This window comes from Ectothiorhodospira mobilis (genome assembly GCF_016584115.1).
In the GTDB taxonomy this organism is placed as follows: Bacteria; Pseudomonadota; Gammaproteobacteria; order Ectothiorhodospirales; family Ectothiorhodospiraceae; genus Ectothiorhodospira; species Ectothiorhodospira mobilis.
Genome location: NZ_NRSK01000010.1, coordinates 1 through 21,474, shown reverse-complemented (window position 1 = coordinate 21,474; position 21,474 = coordinate 1). Strand labels below are relative to the sequence as shown.

21 protein-coding genes are annotated in these 21,474 nt (G+C 70.4%); 5 read left to right on the top strand and 16 right to left on the bottom strand.

What is annotated here, in order from left to right:
- Positions 1 to 212: 212 nt before the first annotated feature.
- Positions 213 to 674, bottom strand: coding sequence for a YbjN domain-containing protein (locus CKO33_RS05955; RefSeq protein WP_200180285.1), 462 nt, complete (start codon positions 672 to 674; stop codon positions 213 to 215).
- A 168-nt stretch (positions 675 to 842) separates the two neighbouring features.
- Between CKO33_RS05955 and speA the strand changes: the two genes are divergently transcribed.
- The gene (gene speA, locus CKO33_RS05950) at positions 843 to 2,729 is read left to right on the top strand and encodes a biosynthetic arginine decarboxylase (protein WP_439099426.1); all 1,887 of its coding nucleotides are present in this window, start codon (positions 843 to 845) and stop codon (positions 2,727 to 2,729) included.
- 49 nt (positions 2,730 to 2,778) lie between these two features.
- Here the strand turns inward: speA and bamD are convergent, their stop codons facing one another.
- The 3 genes from bamD to CKO33_RS05935 all read right to left on the bottom strand — a co-directional run bounded on the left by bamD (position 2,779) and on the right by CKO33_RS05935 (position 4,966).
- On the bottom strand, positions 2,779 to 3,570 hold the full coding sequence (bamD, locus tag CKO33_RS05945) for an outer membrane protein assembly factor BamD (protein WP_200180275.1): 792 nt from the start codon (positions 3,568 to 3,570) through the stop codon (positions 2,779 to 2,781).
- A gap of 176 nt (positions 3,571 to 3,746) precedes the next feature.
- Positions 3,747 to 4,544, bottom strand: coding sequence for a DUF4198 domain-containing protein (locus CKO33_RS05940; RefSeq protein ID WP_200180273.1), 798 nt, complete (start codon positions 4,542 to 4,544; stop codon positions 3,747 to 3,749).
- 104 nt (positions 4,545 to 4,648) lie between these two features.
- Entirely contained in the window at positions 4,649 to 4,966 is a 318-nt protein-coding gene (locus tag CKO33_RS05935) for a hypothetical protein (protein ID WP_242472495.1), read from the bottom strand.
- 189 nt (positions 4,967 to 5,155) lie between these two features.
- Between CKO33_RS05935 and CKO33_RS05930 the strand changes: the two genes are divergently transcribed.
- The 4 genes from CKO33_RS05930 to CKO33_RS05915 all read left to right on the top strand — a co-directional run bounded on the left by CKO33_RS05930 (position 5,156) and on the right by CKO33_RS05915 (position 9,803).
- The gene (locus CKO33_RS05930; RefSeq protein WP_242472494.1) at positions 5,156 to 5,443 is read left to right on the top strand and encodes a FeoA family protein; all 288 of its coding nucleotides are present in this window, start codon (positions 5,156 to 5,158) and stop codon (positions 5,441 to 5,443) included.
- The gene (feoB, locus tag CKO33_RS05925; protein ID WP_200180271.1) at positions 5,436 to 7,979 is read left to right on the top strand and encodes a ferrous iron transport protein B; all 2,544 of its coding nucleotides are present in this window, start codon (positions 5,436 to 5,438) and stop codon (positions 7,977 to 7,979) included. Before CKO33_RS05930 ends, feoB begins: the two co-directional genes overlap by 8 nt.
- Entirely contained in the window at positions 7,976 to 8,299 is a 324-nt protein-coding gene (locus CKO33_RS05920) for a hypothetical protein (protein ID WP_200180268.1), read from the top strand. The genes feoB and CKO33_RS05920 overlap by 4 nt, the downstream gene beginning before the upstream one ends.
- 97 nt (positions 8,300 to 8,396) lie before the next feature.
- On the top strand, positions 8,397 to 9,803 hold the full coding sequence (locus tag CKO33_RS05915; protein WP_200180267.1) for an MFS transporter: 1,407 nt from the start codon (positions 8,397 to 8,399) through the stop codon (positions 9,801 to 9,803).
- Positions 9,804 to 9,893: 90 nt separating this feature from the next.
- On the opposite strand, the gene CKO33_RS05910 is transcribed toward CKO33_RS05915, so the two are convergent.
- From CKO33_RS05910 to gspC, 12 genes are all read right to left on the bottom strand, one after another.
- Complete coding sequence (locus CKO33_RS05910; protein WP_200180266.1) at positions 9,894 to 10,715, bottom strand: type II secretion system protein N; 822 nt, start codon at positions 10,713 to 10,715, stop codon at positions 9,894 to 9,896.
- Complete coding sequence (locus tag CKO33_RS05905; protein ID WP_207146461.1) at positions 10,712 to 11,206, bottom strand: type II secretion system protein M; 495 nt, start codon at positions 11,204 to 11,206, stop codon at positions 10,712 to 10,714. Before CKO33_RS05905 ends, CKO33_RS05910 begins: the two co-directional genes overlap by 4 nt.
- On the bottom strand, positions 11,203 to 12,441 hold the full coding sequence (gene gspL, locus CKO33_RS05900) for a type II secretion system protein GspL (protein WP_200180265.1): 1,239 nt from the start codon (positions 12,439 to 12,441) through the stop codon (positions 11,203 to 11,205). Before gspL ends, CKO33_RS05905 begins: the two co-directional genes overlap by 4 nt.
- An 82-nt stretch (positions 12,442 to 12,523) precedes the next feature.
- Positions 12,524 to 13,372: a type II secretion system minor pseudopilin GspK gene (gspK, locus tag CKO33_RS05895; protein ID WP_200180264.1), complete on the bottom strand. Its 849-nt coding sequence runs from the start codon at positions 13,370 to 13,372 to the stop codon at positions 12,524 to 12,526.
- 7 nt (positions 13,373 to 13,379) lie between these two features.
- A complete protein-coding gene (gene gspJ / locus CKO33_RS05890; RefSeq protein WP_200180263.1) occupies positions 13,380 to 14,018 on the bottom strand; it encodes a type II secretion system minor pseudopilin GspJ in 639 nt (212 codons plus the stop codon).
- Entirely contained in the window at positions 14,015 to 14,410 is a 396-nt protein-coding gene (gene gspI, locus CKO33_RS05885; protein ID WP_200180373.1) for a type II secretion system minor pseudopilin GspI, read from the bottom strand. The genes gspJ and gspI overlap by 4 nt, the downstream gene beginning before the upstream one ends.
- A gap of 5 nt (positions 14,411 to 14,415) precedes the next feature.
- Positions 14,416 to 14,964, bottom strand: a complete 549-nt coding sequence (gene gspH, locus CKO33_RS05880) for a type II secretion system minor pseudopilin GspH (protein WP_338081738.1) — start codon at positions 14,962 to 14,964, stop codon at positions 14,416 to 14,418.
- Positions 14,965 to 14,970: 6 nt separating this feature from the next.
- Complete coding sequence (gene gspG / locus CKO33_RS05875) at positions 14,971 to 15,405, bottom strand: type II secretion system major pseudopilin GspG (RefSeq protein ID WP_200180262.1); 435 nt, start codon at positions 15,403 to 15,405, stop codon at positions 14,971 to 14,973.
- A 308-nt stretch (positions 15,406 to 15,713) separates the two neighbouring features.
- Complete coding sequence (gene gspF / locus CKO33_RS05870; protein WP_200180261.1) at positions 15,714 to 16,928, bottom strand: type II secretion system inner membrane protein GspF; 1,215 nt, start codon at positions 16,926 to 16,928, stop codon at positions 15,714 to 15,716.
- A 3-nt stretch (positions 16,929 to 16,931) separates the two neighbouring features.
- A complete protein-coding gene (gene gspE / locus CKO33_RS05865) occupies positions 16,932 to 18,497 on the bottom strand; it encodes a type II secretion system ATPase GspE (protein ID WP_200180260.1) in 1,566 nt (521 codons plus the stop codon).
- Positions 18,494 to 20,497: a type II secretion system secretin GspD gene (gene gspD, locus CKO33_RS05860; RefSeq protein ID WP_338081737.1), complete on the bottom strand. Its 2,004-nt coding sequence runs from the start codon at positions 20,495 to 20,497 to the stop codon at positions 18,494 to 18,496. The genes gspE and gspD overlap by 4 nt, the downstream gene beginning before the upstream one ends.
- Before the next feature lie 85 nt (positions 20,498 to 20,582).
- Positions 20,583 to 21,474 (bottom strand): type II secretion system protein GspC (gene gspC / locus CKO33_RS05855; protein ID WP_200180258.1); only part of this gene is annotated, 892 nt, incomplete at its 5' end.

The window sequence follows — 21,474 nt, the reverse complement described above, 5'->3', positions numbered from 1 at the left end:
AGAGCATCCCGCTCAGGGGGTTAAGCGGGAAGCGCCCCATCCGGGACGCCTACTGAGAATGACCCATCTACGGCGGGAAAGTTCGTGTTTCCGGGAGGAAGCTGCGGAAATGTGAGTCCCTTCGCACCTCAGGACCGGCGAATCCGGGTTCCGGCCCGCGGCACCCGGTGAAGGGGTGGCGGGCCCCGCCGGCGGGGCCGCACCGAAGGGCCCTACTGGCCCAGGACTTCGCTCTTGAACTGGCCCAGGGCCACGCGCCACCAGTCGATGGTGTCATCCAGATTGCGCCGGCTCACGCCATAGACCAGGTTCACGTTCATCTCCAGCACCGGATCCCCCTCGTCATCCAGATAGGCCTTGCCGAAACGATAGCCCTCGTTCCAGGCATTCATGTCCTCCAGGGTGTACTGGCCATCCGTCGCCCAGGCACTGCTGAAGCGGATGGTCTTGCAGTTGCGGTTGTCCGAGCAGCCATAGAACATGATGGAATAGCGCGTCCCGTCCATGCGCCCCGTGATCATGGGGTCCCCCACCCCGTCCGTGGTCAGGTTGGCGGAGCCATAGCCCCGGGCCAGGTTCATGATCTGCTGCGGATCGGCGGCATCCACCAGATCCGAGGCCCAAAGCGGTTGCACTGCCGCCAGCATCACGCCGGCCAGGATCCCTTTCCACATCGTTTTTCCCCGTGATGAATGAATCCTCATTTTCAGCGGTTGTGTCCGTTTCGACAATCCTCAAAAACCCCACCGGGCGGGGCGGCCCCGGGAAGATGCGCAGAAGGCGCCACGGCATGGCCTTGCCTTCACCCTGGCGGGTATCATGGGCACCGCATCCAGAGTGAGATCCCCATGAACGACTGGACCACGGATTCCGCCCGCCGTACCTACAATATCCAGCACTGGAACGGCGGCTACTTCCATATCAACGATCAGGGTCGCGTCCTCATGCGCCCCCCCACCCACGGGGATCACCCGGGGGTGGACCTGCACGACCTCATCCAGCGGGTCAAGCCCCTGAACATCGACGTGCCGGTGCTGGTGCGCTTCCCCGACATCCTCACCGACCGGGTGGACCGCCTCACCCGGGCCTTCGGGGCGGCCTTCGAGGAATCCGACTACCAGGGCCACTACACCGCCCTCTATCCCATCAAGGTGAACCAGCAGCGCAGCGTGGTGGAGCGGGTACTCTCCCACGGGGCCGACCGGGTGGGCCTGGAGGCGGGCAGCAAGCCGGAACTCATGGCCGTGCTGGCCCTCTCCCGCCCCGGCGGGGTCATCGTCTGCAACGGCTACAAGGACCGGGAGTACCTGCGCCTGGCCATGATCGGCCAGCTGCTGGGACACCGGGTGTACATCGTCATCGAGAAACCCTCGGAACTGGCGGGGGTCATGCGCGAGGCCCGGGACCTGGGGGTGCGGCCCTGCCTCGGGGTGCGTATGCGCCTGGCCTCCGTGGGCAAGGGCAAATGGCAGAACACCGGCGGTGAAAAGGCCAAATTCGGCCTCTCCGCGGCCCAGGTCCTGCATCTGCTGGAGCAGCTGCGCCAGCACGACATGCTGGACTGCCTGCAGCTGCTGCACTTTCACATGGGCTCGCAGATCGCCAACGTGCGCGACATCCAGGCGGGGATGTTCGAGGCCTCCCGCTTCTTCGCCGAACTGCACCGCCACGGCGCCCCCATCGGGGTGGTGGACGTGGGTGGCGGCCTGGGGGTGGACTACGAGGGCACGCGCTCGCGCAACCTGTGCTCGGTGAACTACAGTCTGCAGGACTACGCCAACAGCGTCGTGCGCATCCTGGCCAACACCTGCCGCGAGTTCGACCTGCCCCATCCGGAGCTGTTCACCGAGTCCGGCCGGGCCATGACCGCCCACCACGCCGTGCTCATCACCAATGTCATCGACACCGAGCGCGCCCCCGTGGCGGCGGACATCCAGCCGCCGGAGGAGGACGCCCCGGCGGTACTGCTGGACATGTGGCAGCTGTTCGAGCACATCGGCGAGAACGCCCCCACCGAGGTGTTCCACAACATGCTGGACTGGCTGGGGGAGGTGCGCTCCATGTTCACCCACGGCCTGCTGGACCTGGAACACCGGGCCCTGGCGGAGCAGATCTACTTCGCCACCTGCCGCCAGCTGCTGTCCACCCAGGCGGAGCGCCTGCCCCGGGACATCGGCGACGACCTCAACGAGAAGCTCTCGGACAAGTACTTCTGCAACTTCTCCGTGTTCCAGTCCATCCCCGACGTCTGGGCCATCGACCAGATCTTCCCCATCCTGCCCCTGCACCGCCTGGACGAACGGCCCACCCGCCGCGGCGTGCTGCAGGACCTCACCTGCGACTCCGACGGCCACGTGGACCGCTACGTGGACGGCGAGACCACCGCCCCCAGCCTCCCCCTGCACGAACTGCGCCCGGGGGAGGACTATCTCATCGGCATCTTCATGGTGGGGGCCTATCAGGAGATCCTGGGGGACCTGCACAACCTCTTCGGCGACACGGATGCCATCAACGTGGTGCTCAGGGAGGACGGCGACTACGAGGTGGTGGAGCCGGAACAGGGGGACACCGTGGCCGAACTCCTGCGTTACGTGCACTACGACACCGAACTCCTGGCCGGGGCCTACCGCCGCAAGGTGGCCGAGGCCCCCCTGGACCCACCCCAGCGGGAGCGCATCCTGGCGGAGCTGGACCACGGCCTGGCGGGCTACACCTACCTGGAGGACTGACCCCCGCCTGCCTCCAGGCAGGCCCGGTGAACGCCCCCCAGGTGGGGATTCACGGCAGGGGGGCCGGGGCGGGGACCGCCGCAGCCCCCCGCCCCTCTTTCTCCCCCATGGCATCGGCGGGCAGCCGGTCCATGCGCCGGCGCAGCGCCCGGGCCTGCGCCTCATGCCCCCGGGCCGCGAGGATCTCGGCCCGCAGGGCCAGCGCCTGCTGGGCCACCGGGGTGTCGTCGTAATGCCTCTCCACATACCGCGCCCGGGCCAGGGCCTCTTCCGGGTCCCCGGCCGCTTGGCAGGCCCGGGCAGCCCGCAGCTCCGCCTCCGCCAGTCCCTGGCGCAGCCGCATCAGATAGGGCACCGCCTCCGCCCGGTAGGGGGAATCCGGATGGTCCCGCACCAACGCCCGGAACTGCACAAAGGCCGCCCGCGCGGCGGCACTGTCCCGGGCCGGCGGCGGTTCCCCCCCGGCATGCAGGCCCTCCCACTGGGCAAAACGGGCCACGGCCCCCAGATAGCGGGCATAATCGGCATGGGCATGGCGCGGCGCGGCCTGCAGGAAATGCCGGCTCTCCTCGAAGGCCGCCCCGGGATGCCCGGCCTGGAGACAGACATAGGCCGCCTGCAACCGCCCCTCCAGCACCGCCGCCCCGTGCAGACGCGCCACCGCCGCCCGCGCCCCGGCGCAGTCCGACGCCGCCACGGCCACCTGCAGATCCGGACCCTCCGGCTCGGATTCCGGAGCCGGGGGCGTGGTGGCACAGCCGGAGCCCAGGAGCAACGACGCCATGGCAATGGTGGCCAAGGCGGCACGACGGTGTTGTACAGGGGAGATGGTGCTGGGCATGGAGCAAAGACCCCGATTAAGGAAGGGACAGCATAGCCTTTTTACCGGGTCCGCTCCCATGGGTCCGGGGGAGGAAATCCCGGGAAATCTGCAATCAGATCGGGGTCTTCACAGCAATCCGGAAAAAGCACCGGGACGCCCCTTGCGAACGCCCCGGGCATCCCGGCAGGGTCACTTCACTCCAGGGAAGTGGCCTCAATCCAAAGCACGGCATCCTGGGAGAGGGCCTTGCCGGCATGGGTTTTCTGCGGACCGGATCCCAGACAGGCGAAGCCCCAGATCCCCGGCCGGGGAATGCCGAAGGTGAACAGGCCATTGTCGTCCGTGATCACGGAGATGGCGGTGTCCGGCACCGGACCCAGGTGGCTGGCACCGAAGGCGTTGTCCTCCCCGTGCACCTGGGTATTGATGTACTCCACCTCGCATTCCACCCCCGGGGCGGGCTGGCCTTCCGACAGCAGCTGTCCGGTGAAGGTACCGCCGGCAAAGGCCTGATAGGGCTTGGTCCGGGGGACGATCTCCGTCTCCAGGCCCACCGGCTCATTCCAGCCCGTGGGCATCCCCCCCTTGTTCAGCACCACCTTGGTGATCTGCTGGATGTAGAGGTCCTCGGCCTCTTCCATATAGGGGGCCGGCTTCAACACGAAGGTGTAGTCCCCGTTGCGCCGGATGCGGTAGGTGGTCTCGTAGCCCCGGGCCGTGTTCTCGGGGCCCTGCCAGGTCATGGGCTCCAGGGTGTCGGTCAGGTCGGTCTGACGCCCCCGCTGCAGCACATAGAATCCCTCGGGCCGGCCCATGTCCATGACATGCCCGTTCTCCATGGGATGACCGAAAATCAGCTTGAGGCCAATCTCCTGCGGTCGGTCCAGCATCATCCCGGGGGTGTGGATCAACTGGAAATGGGCCTGGGCCGCCCCGGCCGCCAGCAGGGAGGCGGTGGCAACGGCGGTCTTGAAAATGGATGCGTTCTTCATCGTTGGGTCTCTCCATGGGCAGGCCGGCACACCGGCCCGCGACAGATTCACTGGCATCACGCCCGCAGGCCCCACGGGGGCCCTTGCTGCGGGCGCACCGGGGGTCATTCGACGATGTCACGCCCCTGGATTTTGACCTGATGGCCGGGGCCGGCATCGAAGATCACGGTATATGCCCCCTGGGGCTTGTCGAACTCGAACTCGCTGTACTCACTCATCTTGCCCTCCACGATGGGCTGACCGCTGCCATCCACCACGCGGATGTCCATGCCGGCGGCCGAGGAGCCGTCGGAGAATCCTCCTTCGCACAGGACACTCCCGTCGCCCATGTCGTAACAGGCGCACAGGGGGGTGTGGGCGAGGGCATGGCCCATGGTCAGGGCGGCCGTGAGGCCCAGGGCGGCCGATAGGGTCTTTCTCATGTGCAATCCTCCGGAAAACGAATGAATCCATGATGCAGGGCCGGGAGCGTGTCCCCGCCCTGCCCCTGCACTGCCGGAGGGAATCTACCTGCCCGGCCTTCCCATGTAAATAGCAACGATTATCATTTGCCTCATTACTCGTTTTGATCTACTTTCCCTTCTTTATTCGAGGAAAAGCCCTCTCCGCTGATGACCATCAAAGACAGGACACGCGCCATGGCCCCCGATACACCGGCATCCACCCCGCCCACCCTCAACGACCTCCGCCCCGGCAGACGGGCGCGGGTTCGCCGCCACCGGGCCGCCGGTCCCGTGCGCCAGCGGCTGCTGGACCTGGGGATCCTGCCCGGCACCTGCATCGCCATGGTACGCAGCGCCCCGCTGAACGACCCCGTGGAGATCCGGGTGGGCGCGGTCTCCGTCACCCTGCGACGCCATGAGGCCCGGACCATCGAGGTGGAGGCAGACGATGCCTGAGCGCAAGGGGATCCTGGTGGCACTGGCAGGCCAGCAGAATGCCGGCAAGTCGACGCTGTTCAACCTGCTCACGGGGGCACGCCAGCATGTGGCCAACTACCCCGGGGTCACGGTGGACAAAAAACAGGGGCGTTACAGCGACAGGGAAGGCGTGGTCTACACGGTGGACCTGCCGGGCACCTACAGCCTCTCCCCCTTTTCCATGGAGGAACGGGTGGCGCGGGAATTCCTGCTGGGGGAACGGCCGGACGTGGTGGTGGATGTCCTGGATGCCGCCAATCTGCACCGCGCCCTGCATCTCACGGTGCAGCTTTCAGAGATGCAGCAGAACCTGGTGCTGGCCCTGAACATGATGGACGTGGCCGCCCGAAGCGGCCTTCAGGTCGACGCCGACCGGCTCGCCGCCAGGACGGGGCTGCCGGTGGTGTCCACGGTGGGCAACCGCGGCAAGGGCCGCGGGGACCTGCGCCGGGCGGTGCGCAGCGCGGCCGGACAGCGGGGACCCTCCCCCCTGCGGGTGGACTACGGCCCCCTGGAAGCGGCGATCCAGGAACTGGAACGGCAGCTGTCGTCCTGGCCCGGACTGGAGGAGCTGCCCCTGCGCTGGCTCGCCCTGGGCCTGCTCCAGGGGGACACGGAGGCCGTGCGGCTGCTGCGGCAGCATATGGGCAGGGAGGCGGCCCGGGGGCTGCAGGCCTCGGCGGGGCGGCACATCCAGGTCTTCGAGGCACAGGAGGGGGTGGATACCGGCGACCACATCACCCGCTGTCGCGACGAGGCCATCCGCGGGCTGCTGACCGAGGTGATCCGCTCCCAGCGGGAGGGGCGCCCCACCCTGACCCAGCGGGTCGACCGCATCGTGCTCAACCGCTGGATCGCCCCGGCCTTCCTGGTGCTGACGGTGTTTCTCATCTACCAGATCTCCATCGTCTGGGGCTACGAACTCACCAATCACACCTGGCCGCTGCTGGCCGGCCTGCGGGAATGGGTGGCCGGGCTGCTGCCGGATGCGGGCTTTCTGGTGGATCCCTACACCCGCTCCCTGGGGCTGTGGCTGGTGGACTCGGCCAACACCCTGCTCAACTACGTTCCCATCTTCCTCATCCTGTTCGCCCTCATCGCCCTCATCGAGGACTCGGGCTACATGGCCCGCATCGCCTTCATCCTGGACAAGATCCTGCACCGCTTCGGGCTGCACGGCCAGAGCACCCTGCCCCTGATCCTCGGCGGCGTCTTCGCCGGGGGCTGCGCCGTGCCCGGGGTGATGGCCACCAAGGGCATTCCGGACCAGCGGGCGCGCATGGCCACCATCCTCACCGTGCCCTTCATGAATTGCCTGGCCAAGGTGCCCCTCTACACCCTGCTGCTGGGGATCTTCTTCCCCGGGGAAAAGACGCTGATGATGTTCTACATCTCCACGATGACCCTCGTCTTTGCCCTGCTGGTATCCCGGCTGCTCACCACCACCGTGCTGCGGGGCCAGGAGACCTCGCCCTTCATCATGGAACTGCCCCGCTATCACCTGCCCACGATCACCGGCGTGCTGCGCCGTGCCTTCGATCGCACGGGGCAGTACATCCGCAAGGTGGGCACCGTCGTCCTGGCGGTGGCGGTGGTGGTGTTCGTCCTGCTGCACTTCCCGGGCCTGCCCAAGGCACAGCAGGCCGAATTCGCCGCCCGGGCCGAGGCCGCCGTGGAACGCTTTGAAAACGCCCTGCAAGGCAATGCCTATGCCGCGGCGGCCACCGGGGCGAACCTGGTGCCGCTGATGAATTACTACACCGATTACAACCGCGCCAAGCTCAACGCCGCCGGCGCGGAAGGTTCGCGCCGGGTGGCGGAACGCTTCCAGACACGCAACCCGGACTTCTACCCCCTGGTCAAACCCCCGCCGGGAGACCGCGACGCCCGCAAGGCCTGGCGGGAACTGCGTGTACTGGCCCGGGAACGCAAATCGCTCCGCCGGGAGATGCGCGAGCAGCGCATCGTGCAGTCGGTACTGGGCAGCATCGGCCGGGGCCTGGAACCCATCACCCGGTTCGCGGGCTTCGACTGGAAGATCAACGTCGCCCTGTTGTCCTCCTTCGCGGCGCGGGAGAGCAGCGTCGCCACCCTGGGGGTACTGTTCCAGCCGGATGAGGACGGGAATGCCACCCTGGAGGAGCGCATGGGCGAGGAGACCCGCGCCGGCGGTGCCACGGCCCTGCTGGCGGTGTCCATGATCCTGTTCTTCGCCCTCTATCCCCCCTGCCTGGCCACCACCCTCATGGTCAAGGTGCAGACCGATTCCTACCGCTGGATGGTCTTCTCCATCGTCTTCCCCACCGCCCTGGGGCTGACGGTGGCCAGCCTGGTCTACAGCATCGGCACGGCGGTGGGGGCGACGGGCCTTCAGGCCATGTCGGCGGTCTACTGGGGGGCCGTGATCCTGCTGCTCCTGGTGGGGTTGCTGGTCCGTCCCCCCCAGCCCACGCCGCTGCGCCCCACCGGTGAGCGAAACCATCGGCGGCGTCTGCCCTTTATGGGAGGTGCATGATGAATCCCCCGGAACCCCTGCCCGCCGACGGGGATGCATCCGGCGCGGCGCAGACCCTGGCCAGTCCCCCGGATGCCCGCATCCCCACCGAACCCCCGTGGGGCCTGGCGGACACCCTCGTCCTGGTGGCCGCCATCGTCCTGGCCCTGGGCATCCTCTACCGGCGCCTGTGGAAGCGCCGGGGCCAGTGCGACGGCTGCGCCCAGGGCAGCTGCCCCGGGACGACCTGCAACGGTCCCGCGGCCCGGCCCCCGCAACAGGGACGGGGCACCCCCGTCACCATCGCCGTGGACCGCATCCACCGCCGCCCCCGGGACTGACCCGGGAGCGGCGGCCGGCGCTGCCGTGGCCCCTGGCGCCGAAGGCACGCGCCTTGTATCTTCATCCCCTCGCAGATACAGGGAAATCCCGGCCTCCATGAGCGAAGACACCCGCGAAGACCGCGCATCCAACCACCGCATCGGCCCCATCCATCTGGCCCCCGGCATCCGGCCCGTGCACGGCTGGACCTTCCTCTACGCGGGGTTCATCTCCATCGGTCTGATCGTGTTCATCACCATCGGTCAGACCTATATCCTCAACGAGCACCTGAACATCCCCACGGATCAGCAGGGCCGGCTGAGCGGGGACCTGGTCTTCTGGACCGAGGTGGTGGCGCTGTTGCTGTTCATCCCGGCGGGGATCCTCATCGACCGCATCGGGCGAAGGCCGGTGTACGTGGCCGGTTTCATGCTCATCGCCGCCACCTACGTGCTCTATCCCCTGGCCAGTTCGGCGGATGACCTGTTCATCTACCGCACGATCTACGCCCTGGGGGTGGTGGCCATCGCCGGGGCCCTGTCCACGGTGCTGGCGGACTACCCGGCGGAGCGCTCCCGCGGCAAGCTGGTGGCCCTCATCGGCATGCTCAACGGCCTGGGCATCGTCTTCATCGGGCAGGGCTTCGGCGCCTTCCCCGAGCTGTTCACCGGCATGGGGATCAGCGGCACCGACGCCGGTCTCTACACCCACCTGCTGGTGGCGGCCCTGGCGGTGATCTCGGCCCTGGTGGTGGGCTTTGGCCTCAAACCCGGCGTGCCCCCCAGCCGGGAGCCCCAGCCCCGGGTGCGGGAACTGCTGTTCTCCGGCTTCGCCCAGGGGAAGAACCCCCGCATCCTGCTCTCCTACGGCGCGGCCTTCATCGCCCGGGGGGACCAGTCCATCAATGCCACCTTCATCGTGCTCTGGGGCACCACCGTGGGCGTGGGGGCGGAACTGAGCACCGCCGATGCGGTGAAGCAGGCGACGCTGATGTTCGTCATCACCCAGGTGGCGGCCCTGGTGGCGGCCCCCTTCCTCGGTCCCATGATGGACCGCCTCAACCGCGTCACGGCCCTGGCGGTGTGCATGGCCCTGGCCGCCCTGGGCAACCTGTCGGTGATCTTCCTGGACAACCCCCTGGGGGGCTGGGCCGCCGTGCCCTTCTTCATCCTGCTGGGCATCGGCCAGATGAGCGTCTTTTTGGGCGGGCAGTCCCTGGTGGGGCAGGAGGCGCCCAAGCCCAAGCGGGGCTCGGTGCTGGCCGCCTTCAACATCAGCGGCGCCCTGGGCATCCTGCTCATCGTCCTCCTCGGCGGGCGCCTGTTCGACGCGGTGGACCCGCGGGCCCCCTTCGTCCTGGTGGGGGTCATCAACCTCCTGCTGATCTTCGCCAGCCTCTATGTGCGCCTCAAGGCCCCCGGTGAGGACCTTGGCGCACTGGAACGCCGGCGGGAGGAGGGCCCGGGGGCGGACGATGACCCGTGGATCGACCCCGCCCACCGGCCGGAGCGGGACGGGGCCTGAACCCTGCCGGGGCGCACCCACCGGAGCGGATTCCCGCAGGGTGCCGTTCCGGTTGCGGCTGGATCGTCATGGGGACAGCCCCGAAGGAGATCAGAGACGGCCGTCCAGGTTCAGGGGGATGCGGCCCCCGCGGTCGGGTCGGCCGATGAGGGAGAGGGCGTCGTCCAGGGCGGCCCCGGCCTGGGGGCGGGTGCCCAGGCGGGCGCGCAGGCGGTAGCGTCCGTCGGGTTCCAGCCGGGCGCTGGCCTGCAGGAACAACGGGCCGCCCCGGTCCCGGGCGTCGGCGGTGAGGGCACCGTCCTCGTCCCCGAGGCGGGCGTGCAGATCCCCCAGGGGGAGCGGCTCGGGGTATCCGGAGGCGGCGTTCAGCCAGGCCACCGTGCCCGTCACGTCGTGGAAACGGCCGTCACGATCCAGGGCCAGGCCGGGGATGTCCGCCACGATCCGCCCCTCCACCACCACCGGCCAGTCCACCAGGGCCCCGGCCACCGGGGCGGCGGGGAGGTCCAGGCGCAGGTCCCGGATCCCGATCCCCCCGGGCTGCAGGCGGAGATGGGCGCTGCCGCCGGGGGCGGGGCCTGAGAATCCCGCCTCCACCCCCAGGGCGCCGCGCAGCAGGTCCCATGGATGGACCCGCCAGGTCACCCCCTGCAACGTGAGATCCTCCCATCGGGCCTCCTGCGCCCGTCCTGACCAGAGGCTCCCGGTCACCCCATGAAGGTGCAGGCCCTCCGGCAGCCAGCCCCGATCCCGGACCCAGTCATGGGCCAGGGGGGCGGGCAGGGTGATCCCCAGGGCCAGCAGGTAGGCGGCCAGCCCCAGCAGGATCAGGGATACGATCCACCGGCCACGCCGGGGGACCTCCCCGGTCGCGGCCGGGGCCTTGCGCCTGCGCAACCCGGCAAGCCTCATCCCCCCGGCCCCTCCAGCACGATACGGGCGTTCACCCGCCCCTCCCGGGCCTGGCGGTCCACCACCAGGCCGCTGACCCGCACCCCGTGGCGGCGCTGCAGGCGGTCCAGCCATTGCACGATATCGTCGAAGGGGGCATCGTCCATCCACACCCGCACCCTACCCTCCCCCTCCGGCTGGACGCGGCGCAGGGAACCCCCCAGGCCCGCCTCCCTCGCGGTGGCGTCCACCCCGCCCAGCAGTGAGCGTTCCCCACGATGCACCGGCGGCGGCTCCTCCTGTCCGCGGGCGGAGCGCACCACCTGCGCCGCCGCCTGCATCCAGGCCAGATCGGCCCGCAGCTCCGCCACGCTCTGCTGCGACCGCGCCACCCGGTCCGTCAGGGGCAGCCACAGCCCCCACCAGAGCAGGATCAGGGCCAGGGCGATGCCACCGAGGCGCAGCACGCGCCGGTCCCGGGGGGCGAGTTCGTTCCACCAGCTCCGGATCATCCCGCCCCTCCGAGGAGGATGCGGGCCTCCACCCCCTCCTCCCGGGCACTGGCGGAACGGATCTCCACGGGATGGCCCGACTCCGCCTCCAGCCGCGCCTTGAGGCGGTCCAGGGCCTGCAGGTCCGTCAGCTCCAGATCCAGGTCCAGGCGGCCGGGCTGATAACGCAGGCTGCGCAGGGTCAGTCCCTCGGCCCCGGCCAGCACGGGACCGGCCCGGCCCAGGAGGGCGGCCAGTTCATCCCCCCCGGCCCCGCCATCGCCCTGCTCCAGTTGCCGCAGGGCCGACGCCATCTGCCGCCGGGGATCGACGATGCGCCCGCCGGGGAAGGTCTGGCCGTAGACCTGACGGATCTCCCCTTCCAGGCGGGCGCGCTCCCGTTCCAGGGCCTGCAACACCCAGAGTTGGGAGGCCAGCTGCACCAGGACCACCGCCAGCAGGAGCAGGGCGGCGGCGCGCCAGGGACGCCAGCTGCCGCGGCCCCGGCGAAAGTCATAGGGCGCGGTGAGCAGATCCAGGGGGGGGCGCGACGGCCAGCGGGTGGAAAGGGTCTCCATGAGTCCCGGTGCATCGTCTTCCCAATGCAGTTGCAGGCCTGGCCGCTGCGCCAGCGCCTGCAGCTCCGCATCCGCCTCCCGGGGGGCGTCGACGCGGTGCAGGAGGAGGCACTCCGGGCGCTCCGCCTCCGGGGTCTGCTCCCACTGCCGGCGCACCCAGAAGGCCGCCTGATCCCGGTCCAGGCTCAGCCCCGTCCCCTCCCCCGTGGCCAGCCAGGCCGTCTCCCCCTCCAGCCACAGGGCCCAGCCCGCCTCCGGGGCAGGCAGCAGGGCGGTCTCCGGGACCAGGGCCGTCACCTGCAGGTCAACGGCCCGCAGGGCCCGGGTCCAGGCCTCCATATCGGCCCGGGCCACCACCGCCACCGCCAGGGTCCCGTCCGGCTGGCGGGCACCGGGCACGAAGTGCAGGTCCTCCACGTCCTCTGCCAGTTGTTCCTCCAGGGCATACGGCAGGGCACGGCGGACGGCCCGGGGATTGCGGGTGGGGAGCTGCGCCCGGGTGAGCAATACCCGGTCGCCGGGGGCGAGCACGGCCCATGCCCGGCCCGCCAGCCGGGACCCCAGGGCCTCCAGGGAGGCCGGACCATGCCGCCGCGGCCGTCCCTGCTCATCGGGCAGCACGGCCTCCCACAGGTGCGGATCGTCGGTGGGTCTGAGCAGGGGATGGACGGGATGCAAGGCGCGCTCCTGAGGATCGGCCTTATCTTGGTGCAGCCCCCCGGGGGATGCAAGGCAGGTGCAGTGTTGAGGTCCACCTCGGTTACGGCCCGCACGCCACCTGCTCGCGCAGGATCACCTCCTGCGCCCCGGTGTCCAGGATGCTGCAGAGGAAGAATCGGTGGCCGGCAATCTCGGTGCGCACCTGGAGGCGATAGTAGCGGGCGGGCGGGGCCTCCCCCCCTTCACTGTCGTCCTGATCCAATCCGGCCAGGGCATTGCGCAGGGGATCGGGGGCGTGTTCCAGGCGCAGGGGGGTGTCGGCCCCGGGCAGGGCCGTGACATAGGGGGCCAGGGCCCGCCAGGCGGCGTTGTCCACGCCTTTGACCAGGCGCAGTTCGCTGGGGCTGACCATGGGCCGGTTGGCGCTCAGGCGGGGCGGGTCCATGGCGCGGTAGTCGGGGTCGTCCGTCTCCGGGTCCAGCCAGTCGCGCACCGCCCGGGCCAGGCCCTCCGGATCCAGGTCCGCCTCCGGGTCCTGCCGCAGGATCTCCTCCAGCAGACGCACGAAGGCCGCCTGCCAGGCCTCGTCCCCGCTCCCCAGGGCGTTGAGATTGAAGCGGCAGTGCAGGTCCTCCAGCCAGACGGTGATCCCGGCCCCTTCCAGGGTGGCGGGGATGGGGGGCGAAAGGCAGCCTTCCCAGGGCAGTTCCCGGTCCTCGCCGCGGCCCAGGAGGCGCAGGGCGTAGGCCTCGGCCGCCAGGGAGAGCTGGTGGGCCTGGTCGTGGGTGAAAACGGCGGTGGTGCGGCGGATGTCCATGTGCTGGCGGCTGGTCATGGCCACGGCGGCGATGGTGGCCAGGGCCACCACCAGCAGGGCGGTGAGCAGGGCCACGCCCCGCTGGCGCGGCGGCGGGGCAGAGGGGATCGGGGAAGGACCGCGCAGCGTCATGGCCGCCTCAGGATACGGGGAAGAGGCGGGTGATGCGCCCCACCCCGTCGATGTCCAGGATCACCTCCACCGCCAGGGGCGGGTCGGCGGTGACGGGGTCCGCTCCCGCCGGGGGCCAGTAGTCCAGGGTGGCGATCTCACCGGTGGCGTCGCGGTGGTGGAAACGCACGCCCCAGTCCCGCAGGGCCAGGCCGTCTCCCGGCGCCAGCACGGGCATGCGCAGCGCCGGGGTGTCGCCGCCACCATCCAGGACGGACCACTGCAGACGATAGAGGATGTCGTCCTCCTGTTCCCAGGCCACGCGCCGCAGGCGGCTGCGGCCCTCGCCCCCGAGGGCCCCGGCGCGGATGACTTCCAGGCGCGGGGGTTCGCGCAGGGCACTGTAGCGCAGGGGCGGCACGGGATCGCCGTAGGCGTCGCGCACCGGCCGGCGGGCCAGCTGCTCCAGGTCCCGCCCCAGGAGGGTGACGGTCATCTGCAGGCGGGCCAGGCGGTGGGCCGCCGCGTCGGTGAGTTGTCGGGTCTCCAGCACGGTGCGCAGGCCGCCATAGGCCATGACCGAGACCAGGGCGAACAGGGCCAGGGTGACCACCAGTTCCAGCAGGGTGAAGCCCTGGTGGCGGCGGGATGGGGAGATGCGGATCATGGCGTCAGATAGGTGGTGCTGCGAGCCAGGGTGGAGGCGTCGGGGTCGTCCCGGTCACGCACCGTCACCTCCACCCGGGGCACCGGGCCGAGGGTGTATCCGGCCACGTCCAGCTCCCGGGGCTGGATGCGGGCCTGCCAGTACCACTCCCGACCGGCCATGAATGCGGCACCTTCCCGGGTGCCGGGGGTGGCGGTCTCCAGGCCGGCGCGGTAGCGGGCGAGGACGTTCTGGGCCACCCAGTGGGCATGGGTGCGGTCCCGCAGGTAGGCGGCGTTGCGGGCATTCTCGCTGCCCGCCTTGATGGCGGCCCCCAGGGCCACCGCCAGCACGGCCACGGCCACCAGCACCTCCAGCAGGGTGAAGCCCCGCTGCCGGGAGGTGTGGGCCATGCGCCTCATGGGGTCTCTCCCGGGCGCCGGATGTGCAACCGGCCATCCATCTGACCCTGGAGGAGGTACAGGGGATCCCCCCCCTCGGCCGGGCGGATGCGCAGTTGGAAGGGGGTCATCAGGCCATCGCTGCCCAGGAGGACATGGGGATCGGGATATTCCGGATCCCGCTCCAGGGCCACCGGCAGGCCCTCCAGCCGCAATTCCAGTTCCAGGCCCAGGTCCTTCAGGTGGCGGGGGCGGAGCGGGCGGTCGTCCTCCAGCGGGCGCCATTCCAGGGTGCGATCATCCACCAACACCCGGTGCAGGAAGGTGTAGCCCGTCTGGTGAAACCCCACGGCGGTCTCCCGGCCCAGGAGGATGGCCTCGTCCCGGGCCAGGGTCATGCGCGCCTCCAGGCTGCGCACCGCCTCCTCCACCATGCGCCCGCGCCCGCCGTCCCCCACGGCGAGGACGGCGAACCCCGCCAGGGTGGCGACGATCACCAGCACCACCATCAGCTCCAGGAGGGTGAACCCCCGGCAGGGGCGGTCTGGGCGGCGGGCGGCGCGCACTTCGGGTCAGTCCTCCCAGTTGCCGATATCGGCGTTGACCCCCTCGCCGCCGGGGCGGCCATCGGCCCCCAGGCTGTAGAGGTCGAAGTCCCCCCGGGAACCGGGCTGCAGGTACTGGTAGTCGTTGCCCCATGGGTCCGCGGGGATGCGGTCGATATAGCCTCCGTCGCGCCAGTTGCGGGGTTCCGGGCGGCCATCGGGGCGCTCCACCAGGGCCTCGAGCCCCTGGTCCGTGGTGGGATAGGTGTAGTTGTCCAGCTTGTAGAGGTTGAGGGCACTCTCCAGGGCGCGGATATCGCTACGGGCCTTGGTGATGCGGGCATCATCGGGCCGGTCCATGACCCGGGGGACGACGATGGCGGCCAGGATGCCCAGGATCACCACCACCACCATCACCTCGATGAGGGTGAATCCCTGCTGAAAACGCCTTTGGACGATCATGTGTGCATTCTCCGTTGTTGAATTGTGCCAAGCCGTTTGAATGATTGGACAGCCTTGAAACCTTGAGCCTTCGGGGCCGGGGGGCCCGGAGGCGGGTGTGCGCCGCAGGGAAGTGGCGCGCAAACCTGCAGGGAGGTATACACGGCGTCCCGCCGCAGGGCCCCCCGGCCCCGGAGGCTCGCCACGGCCGATCCGGGCCCCGTGGTGTGCGCCGCAGGGAGGCGGCGCGCAAACCTGCAGGGAGGGATGCACGGCGTCCCGCCGCAGGGCCCCGGCCCCAAAAGCCCGCCACGGTCGATCCGGCCCCATCAGGTCACCAACTGGTTCAGTTCGAAGATGGGCAGGAGGATGGCCAGCACGATCACCAGCACCACCAGCCCCATCACCAGGATCATCACCGGCTCCAGGATGCCCATGAGCAGGGCGATGCGGGTCTCCAGCTCCCGCTCCTGGTTCAAAGCCGCCCGCTCCAGCATGCGGTCCAGATCGCCGCTGGCCTCGCCGCTGCGGATCAGGTGCACCGTCATGGGCGGGAACTGGCCGGTGCGCTCCAGGGCGGCGCCGATGCCCGAGCCCTCCCGCACGCGGCGGGCCACCGACTGCACGGCCTCGCGCATGGGGTGGTTGGCGATGACCTCGGCACCGATGCGCAGGGCCTCCAGGACATCCACGCCGCTGGCGGAGAGGATGGACAGGGTGCGGGCGAAGCGGGCGGTGTTGGCGCCCCGGTTGAGACGGCCCACCAGGGGCAGGCGCAGCAACAGGGCGTGCCAGACCCGCTGCGGGCCCTCCCGGCGCAACAGCCAGCGCAGGGCCAGGGCCCCCAGGACCCCGACCCCCAGGAGATACACACCCCAGGCCCGCAGGCCATCGCTCACGGCGATGAGGGCCCGGGTGAGCCAGGGCAGTTCCTGGCCGATGCCCTCGAACACCTGCACCACCTCCGGCACCACGTAGGTGAGCAGGGCCAGGGTCACCAACAGGGCCATGGCGGTGAGCACGGCGGGATAGAACAGGGCCAGCTGGATCTTCTGGCGCATCTGCTGGCGGTTCTCGGTGTAATCCGCCAGGCGGTCCAGGACGACATCCAGATGACCGGACTGCTCCCCGGCGTCCACGGTGGTGCGGTAGATGTCAGGGAAGACATGGGGGAAGTCCGCCAGCCCCCGGGCCAGGGTATGGCCCTCCATGACCCGGGTGCGCACCGCCATGATCATGCCGCGGATGCGGGCCTTCTCCGTCTGTCGCGCCACGGTGCCCAGGGCCTCCTCCAGGGGCAGGCCGGAGCGCACCAGGGTGGCCAGCTGGCGCGTGAGCAGGGCCAGGTCCATGGGGCTCGCCCCCCGGGCCAGACCCGGCAGGCGCGGGCGCCGGCCCTCCCGTTGCTGCACCGCCTCCACATCCAGGGGGGTGAGCCCCGATTCCCGCAGCTGCTGGCGCACCTGGCGGGGGCTGTCCCCTTCCAGGACGCCGCGGGCCTGGCGGCCATCGGGACGCAGGGCGGTGTACTCGAAGGCGGGCATGGCTCAGCCAAGATCCTCCTTGGTCACCCGCAGTACCTCCTCCACGGTGGTCTCCCCCGCCAAGATGCGGCGCACCCCGTCCTGGCGGATGCTGGGGGTATGGCGGCGGGCATGGCGCTCCAGGGCCTGTTCCCCGGCACCGTCGTGGATGAGGCTGCGCAGGGTGTCGTCCACCTCCACCAGTTCGTAGATGCCGGTGCGGCCGCGGTAGCCCAGGTGGTTGCACTCGGGGCAGCCGGTGGCGCGGTACAGGATGGGGTCCTCCCCCGGCGGCAGGCCCAGGAGCCGGCGTTCCCCCTCCGTGGCCCGGTCCGGACGGCGGCAATGGGGGCAGAGCACCCGCACCAGGCGCTGGGCCAGCAGCCCCGCCAGGGTGGAGGAGAGCAGGAAGGGTTCCACCCCCATGTCCCGCAGGCGGGTGATGGCCCCCACGGCGGTGTTGGTGTGCAGGGTGGAGAAGACCAGGTGCCCGGTGAGGCTGGCCTGCACGGCGATGTGCACGGTGTCCACGTCGCGGATCTCCCCCACCATGACCACATCCGGGTCCTGGCGCAGGATGGCCCGCAGCCCCCGGGCGAAGGTCATGTCCACCTTACTGTTGATCTGGGTCTGACCGATGCCGTCCAGATCGTATTCGATGGGGTCCTCCACCGTGAGGATGTTGCGCCTGCGGTCATTGAGCTGGCTCAGGGCGGCATACAGGGTGGTGGTCTTGCCCGAGCCGGTGGGGCCGGTGACCAGGACGATGCCGTGGGGCCGGGCAATGATCCGCTCCATGGCGGCCAGGGTGGTGGCGTCCATGCCCAGGTGGGACAGATCCAGGCGTCCCGCCTGCTTGTCCAGCAGGCGCAGCACCACCCGTTCGCCGTGGCCGCAGGGCAGCGTGGAGACGCGCACGTCCACCGCCCGGCCGGCGATCTTCAGGGGGATGCGTCCGTCCTGGGGCAGACGCTTCTCGGCGATGTCCAGGCGGGCCATGACCTTGATGCGGGAGGTGATCAGCGGCGCCAGCACCCGCGGTGGCTCCAGCACCTCCCGCAACACCCCGTCCACGCGAAAGCGCACGGTGAGGCGGCGTTCGAAGGGTTCGATGTGGATGTCCGAGGCGTTCTCCTTCACCGCCTCGGTGAGCAGGGCATTGATGAGGCGGATGATGGGGGCGTCGTCCTCCGTCTCCAGCAGGTCCTCCGGTTCCCCCAGGCTCCGGGCGACGCTGTCCAGGTCCTCGTCGCCGCCGATCCCCTCCATGAGCTGCATGGCGTCGTTGGCGCTGCGCTCGTAGCGGGCCTGGAGCACGGCCTCGAAACGCTCGGCGGACACCGGTTCCAGGTGCAGGGGCCGGCGCAGGCAGCGGCGCAGTTCCGCCAGGCTCTGGGGGTGGACATCCTCGCGGCAGACCACGTGCACGGCCCGGCCGTCGCCCTCGTCCTCCAGCACCACCACGCCGTGGCGCCGGGCGAAACCGAAGCCGATGCCGCGGGCGTCCACGCTCTCGGCGGCCTCCCCGGCCTCGCGGGTCCCGGCGGCCTGGGAAGCCGCCTCCAGGTCCAGGGGACGGGGCGTGCTCATGGCGTCACCGGTGGCGGCAGCACCCTGAGACCGCCCTCCCCGGGGGAGGGGTCCGCCTCGAAGGGGGGCGGCAGGTGCAGGAGTTCCTCCCACTGCGGCAGCACCGGCACGGCGTCGTCCGGCAGCATCAGGGCCCCGCGGCCGCGGGAGGCCATCTGGCGGGCGCGGATGTAGTCGTACTTGCCCGCGGTGAGGGCCGCCTGGGTGGCCCGGTCACGCACGATCACGGGCTTGAGGAACACCATGAGGTTGCGCTTCTCCTTGCGCGCGGTGTCGTAGCGGAACAGCCGCCCCAGGCCCGGGATGGCCCCCAGCCCCGGCACCTGGTCCCGGGTCTGGATGAGGACATCGTCGATGAGCCCGCCCAGCACCACCATCTGTCCGTCGTCCACCAGTACGCTGGTGCGCAGGCTGCGCTTGTTGGTGATCAGATCCGCCGCATCCTGGCCCGAGCCCGAGGCCCCGGCGGCCAGTTGCGAGACCTCCTGCTCGATCTCCAGCTTCACCGCGTTGCCCTCGTTGATCTGCGGGCGCACGGTAAGCTTCACCCCCACATCCTGGCGCTGGATGGTGTCAAAGGCCTGGCCCGACTCCTCGATGGCGCGGCCCGTGCGGAAGGGGACGTTCTGCCCCACCACGATCTCCGCCTCCTCGTTGTCCATGGTGAGCAGGCTGGGGGTGGAGAGGATGTTGCTGGCGGAGTCGCCGGACAGGGCCCGGATCAGGGCGGCGATATGCACCCGTCCGGAACGCCCGATCCCCCCCAGGGTGAGCCCGTCCCCCAGTTCCACCCCGGACCAGTCGCCCGACTCCGCCGCCATGCCCAGCTCCGACAGGCCGGGGGTGGCGCGGCCGAAGTCGATGATGCCCACGCCGTCCCGCTCGGAGCCGGCCCCCCACTGTACACCCAGTTCCCGCGCCCGCTCGTCGGATACCTCGGCGATGACCGCCTCCACCAGCACCTGGGCGCGACGCACATCCAGACGCCGTACCACGGCGCGCAATTCCCCCATGATCTCCGGCGGGGCGCTGACCACCAGGGCGTTGGTGCTCTCATGGGCCTGGACGTGGATCTGCGGGGTCTCCTCCCCCTCCCCCGGACCCTGGAAGGCCCCGGACATCCCCTCCAGCACCTCGGCCACGTCCCCGGCCTCGGCATAGCGCAGGTAGATCACCTGGGTATGACCGCCGTCCACGGGCACATCCAGGTGGGAGAGGATGGCGCGGGCGGCCATGCGCCGCTCCTGCGGGCCCGCCAGCAGGATGCTGTTGCTGCGGGGATCGGCCATGACCCGCAGGCGCGAGGCGGCACGGCCGCTGCCCTCGCTCGCCTCCAGTTCCGAGAGCAGGGCCGCCACCTCGCTGGCGGCGGCGTGTTCCAGGGGGATCACCTCCGTGCCCGGGGTCATGGGCCGGTCCACCCGGCGCACGATCTGCACCAGGCGCTCCACGTTGGCGGCGGTATCGGCGATCACCAGGGCATTGGACTCACTGGCGGCGGCGAGGTGACCGCTCTGGGGCACCAGGGGCCGCAGGATGGGCACCAGCTGGGCCGCATCCACGTGCTCCACCGCCACCACGCGGGTGACGAACGCCCCGCTGCGCACGCCCTCCCCGGGCCCCGGGATGGACACCTCCGCCTGCTTGGCCAGGGCGTCGGGGATCAGCTTCACCACGCCGTCCGACTCCACGGCGGCAAAGCCGTGCACCCGCAGCACGGAGAGGAAGATATCGTAGAGTTCGTCCCGCCCCACGGGCCGACCCGAGACCAGGGTGACCTTGCCCCGCACCCGGGGATCGACGATGAAGTTGACGCCGGTCTCCTCGGCAACGTAGTGGATCACCGCCTGGATATCCACGTCGTTGAAGTTCAGGGTGGCCCGTCCGCCCCCGTCCTGCGCCCAGGCGGGCGCCGCCGACCAGGGGAGCAGGAGCAGGAGCAACAGGGCGGTGTACCAGGGGGCAACCCGTTTCCGCTCGGGCCATGCGTCGAAGATCACCACTGTCCTCCGTTACTACGGGGTGTATGGGGGGTATCTGGGTTATCGCCCCGGTGCATCCCGCCCCGGGCCGGCGCGGGGCCCGTCATGGGCCCAGGGGCAGGGTCAGGGTGCGGCTGCGGCCCTCCCGCTCCACCTCCAGGGTGATGGCGGAGGCCGAAGCCAGTTCCTTGATCATTGACCGGGGATCGCCCACGGAGGCCAGGTCACGGCCATTGATCGCGGTGACCACATCCCCCGGCTCCAGCCCCGCCCGGCGAAACAGCGCCGCCTCCCGCCGCGGCGAGACGGCAAAGCCCTTGAGACGGCCATCGGCCATCACCGGGCGCACCCGCACCACCTCCATGAAACGGCGCGGCTCCCGCAGCCAGTCCTGCCGGCGCTGCGCCAGGGCCGATGCCAGTCCGGCATCCCCCTCCACGGGGATCGGGTTCACCGCATGGGCCTCCAGCCGCTGTCGGGGCAGGCGCAGCATCTCGAAGCGGCCGTCCCGGGAGAGGATCACCCGGTCCGGCAGGATCTGCTCCAGGGTGGCCCCACCGGGCAGGTCATCCCCCACCCGGTAATGACGCTCATCCTCCCCCTCCCCGGCGATAAGGGCCGCGCCCCCGTCGGGGGTCTGCAGGGCCACCACCCCCTTGAGCTCCAGGCGCAGGCGGGTCTCCGGGGCCTCCACCGGCACCGCCCGCGCCGCTCCCTCCCGGGGGGCGCGGCCGAAGAGATGCAGCCCCGCCACCGTTTCCAGCCTGGCCCCCTCCCTGGCCCCCGGCGTCACCGGCGGGACATCCATCGCTTCGGTATCCGCCAGTGGAACGCCCGCCAGGGGTGCGGGGATCCGCCAGGTGAGCTGCGCCAGGGAGATCCCAAGGAGAACCACCAGCAGGGCCGTTGCCCAGGGGGCGGCCCGGGCGGGTTCGCAGGCCAGGGCCGCGAGGCCGGCATGGGGGGACCGCAGGGGGATGGGCATGGGGTTGACC

Excerpts from the sequence above, each read along its gene's own strand:
- CKO33_RS05955 (WP_200180285.1), bottom strand. The coding sequence starts at position 674 with ATGTGGAAAGGGATCCTGGCCGGCGTGATGCTGGCGGCAGTGCAACCG.
- bamD (WP_200180275.1), bottom strand. The coding sequence starts at position 3,570 with ATGCCCAGCACCATCTCCCCTGTACAACACCGTCGTGCCGCCTTGGCC.
- CKO33_RS05940 (WP_200180273.1), bottom strand. The coding sequence starts at position 4,544 with ATGAAGAACGCATCCATTTTCAAGACCGCCGTTGCCACCGCCTCCCTG.
- CKO33_RS05935 (WP_242472495.1), bottom strand. The coding sequence starts at position 4,966 with ATGAGAAAGACCCTATCGGCCGCCCTGGGCCTCACGGCCGCCCTGACC.
- CKO33_RS05930 (WP_242472494.1), top strand. The coding sequence starts at position 5,156 with ATGACCATCAAAGACAGGACACGCGCCATGGCCCCCGATACACCGGCA.
- feoB (WP_200180271.1), top strand. The coding sequence starts at position 5,436 with ATGCCTGAGCGCAAGGGGATCCTGGTGGCACTGGCAGGCCAGCAGAAT.
- CKO33_RS05920 (WP_200180268.1), top strand. The coding sequence starts at position 7,976 with ATGATGAATCCCCCGGAACCCCTGCCCGCCGACGGGGATGCATCCGGC.
- CKO33_RS05915 (WP_200180267.1), top strand. The coding sequence starts at position 8,397 with ATGAGCGAAGACACCCGCGAAGACCGCGCATCCAACCACCGCATCGGC.
- CKO33_RS05910 (WP_200180266.1), bottom strand. The coding sequence starts at position 10,715 with ATGAGGCTTGCCGGGTTGCGCAGGCGCAAGGCCCCGGCCGCGACCGGG.
- CKO33_RS05905 (WP_207146461.1), bottom strand. The coding sequence starts at position 11,206 with ATGATCCGGAGCTGGTGGAACGAACTCGCCCCCCGGGACCGGCGCGTG.
- gspK (WP_200180264.1), bottom strand. The coding sequence starts at position 13,372 with ATGACGCTGCGCGGTCCTTCCCCGATCCCCTCTGCCCCGCCGCCGCGC.
- gspJ (WP_200180263.1), bottom strand. The coding sequence starts at position 14,018 with ATGATCCGCATCTCCCCATCCCGCCGCCACCAGGGCTTCACCCTGCTG.
- gspI (WP_200180373.1), bottom strand. The coding sequence starts at position 14,410 with ATGGCCCACACCTCCCGGCAGCGGGGCTTCACCCTGCTGGAGGTGCTG.
- gspG (WP_200180262.1), bottom strand. The coding sequence starts at position 15,405 with ATGATCGTCCAAAGGCGTTTTCAGCAGGGATTCACCCTCATCGAGGTG.
- gspF (WP_200180261.1), bottom strand. The coding sequence starts at position 16,928 with ATGCCCGCCTTCGAGTACACCGCCCTGCGTCCCGATGGCCGCCAGGCC.
- gspE (WP_200180260.1), bottom strand. The coding sequence starts at position 18,497 with ATGAGCACGCCCCGTCCCCTGGACCTGGAGGCGGCTTCCCAGGCCGCC.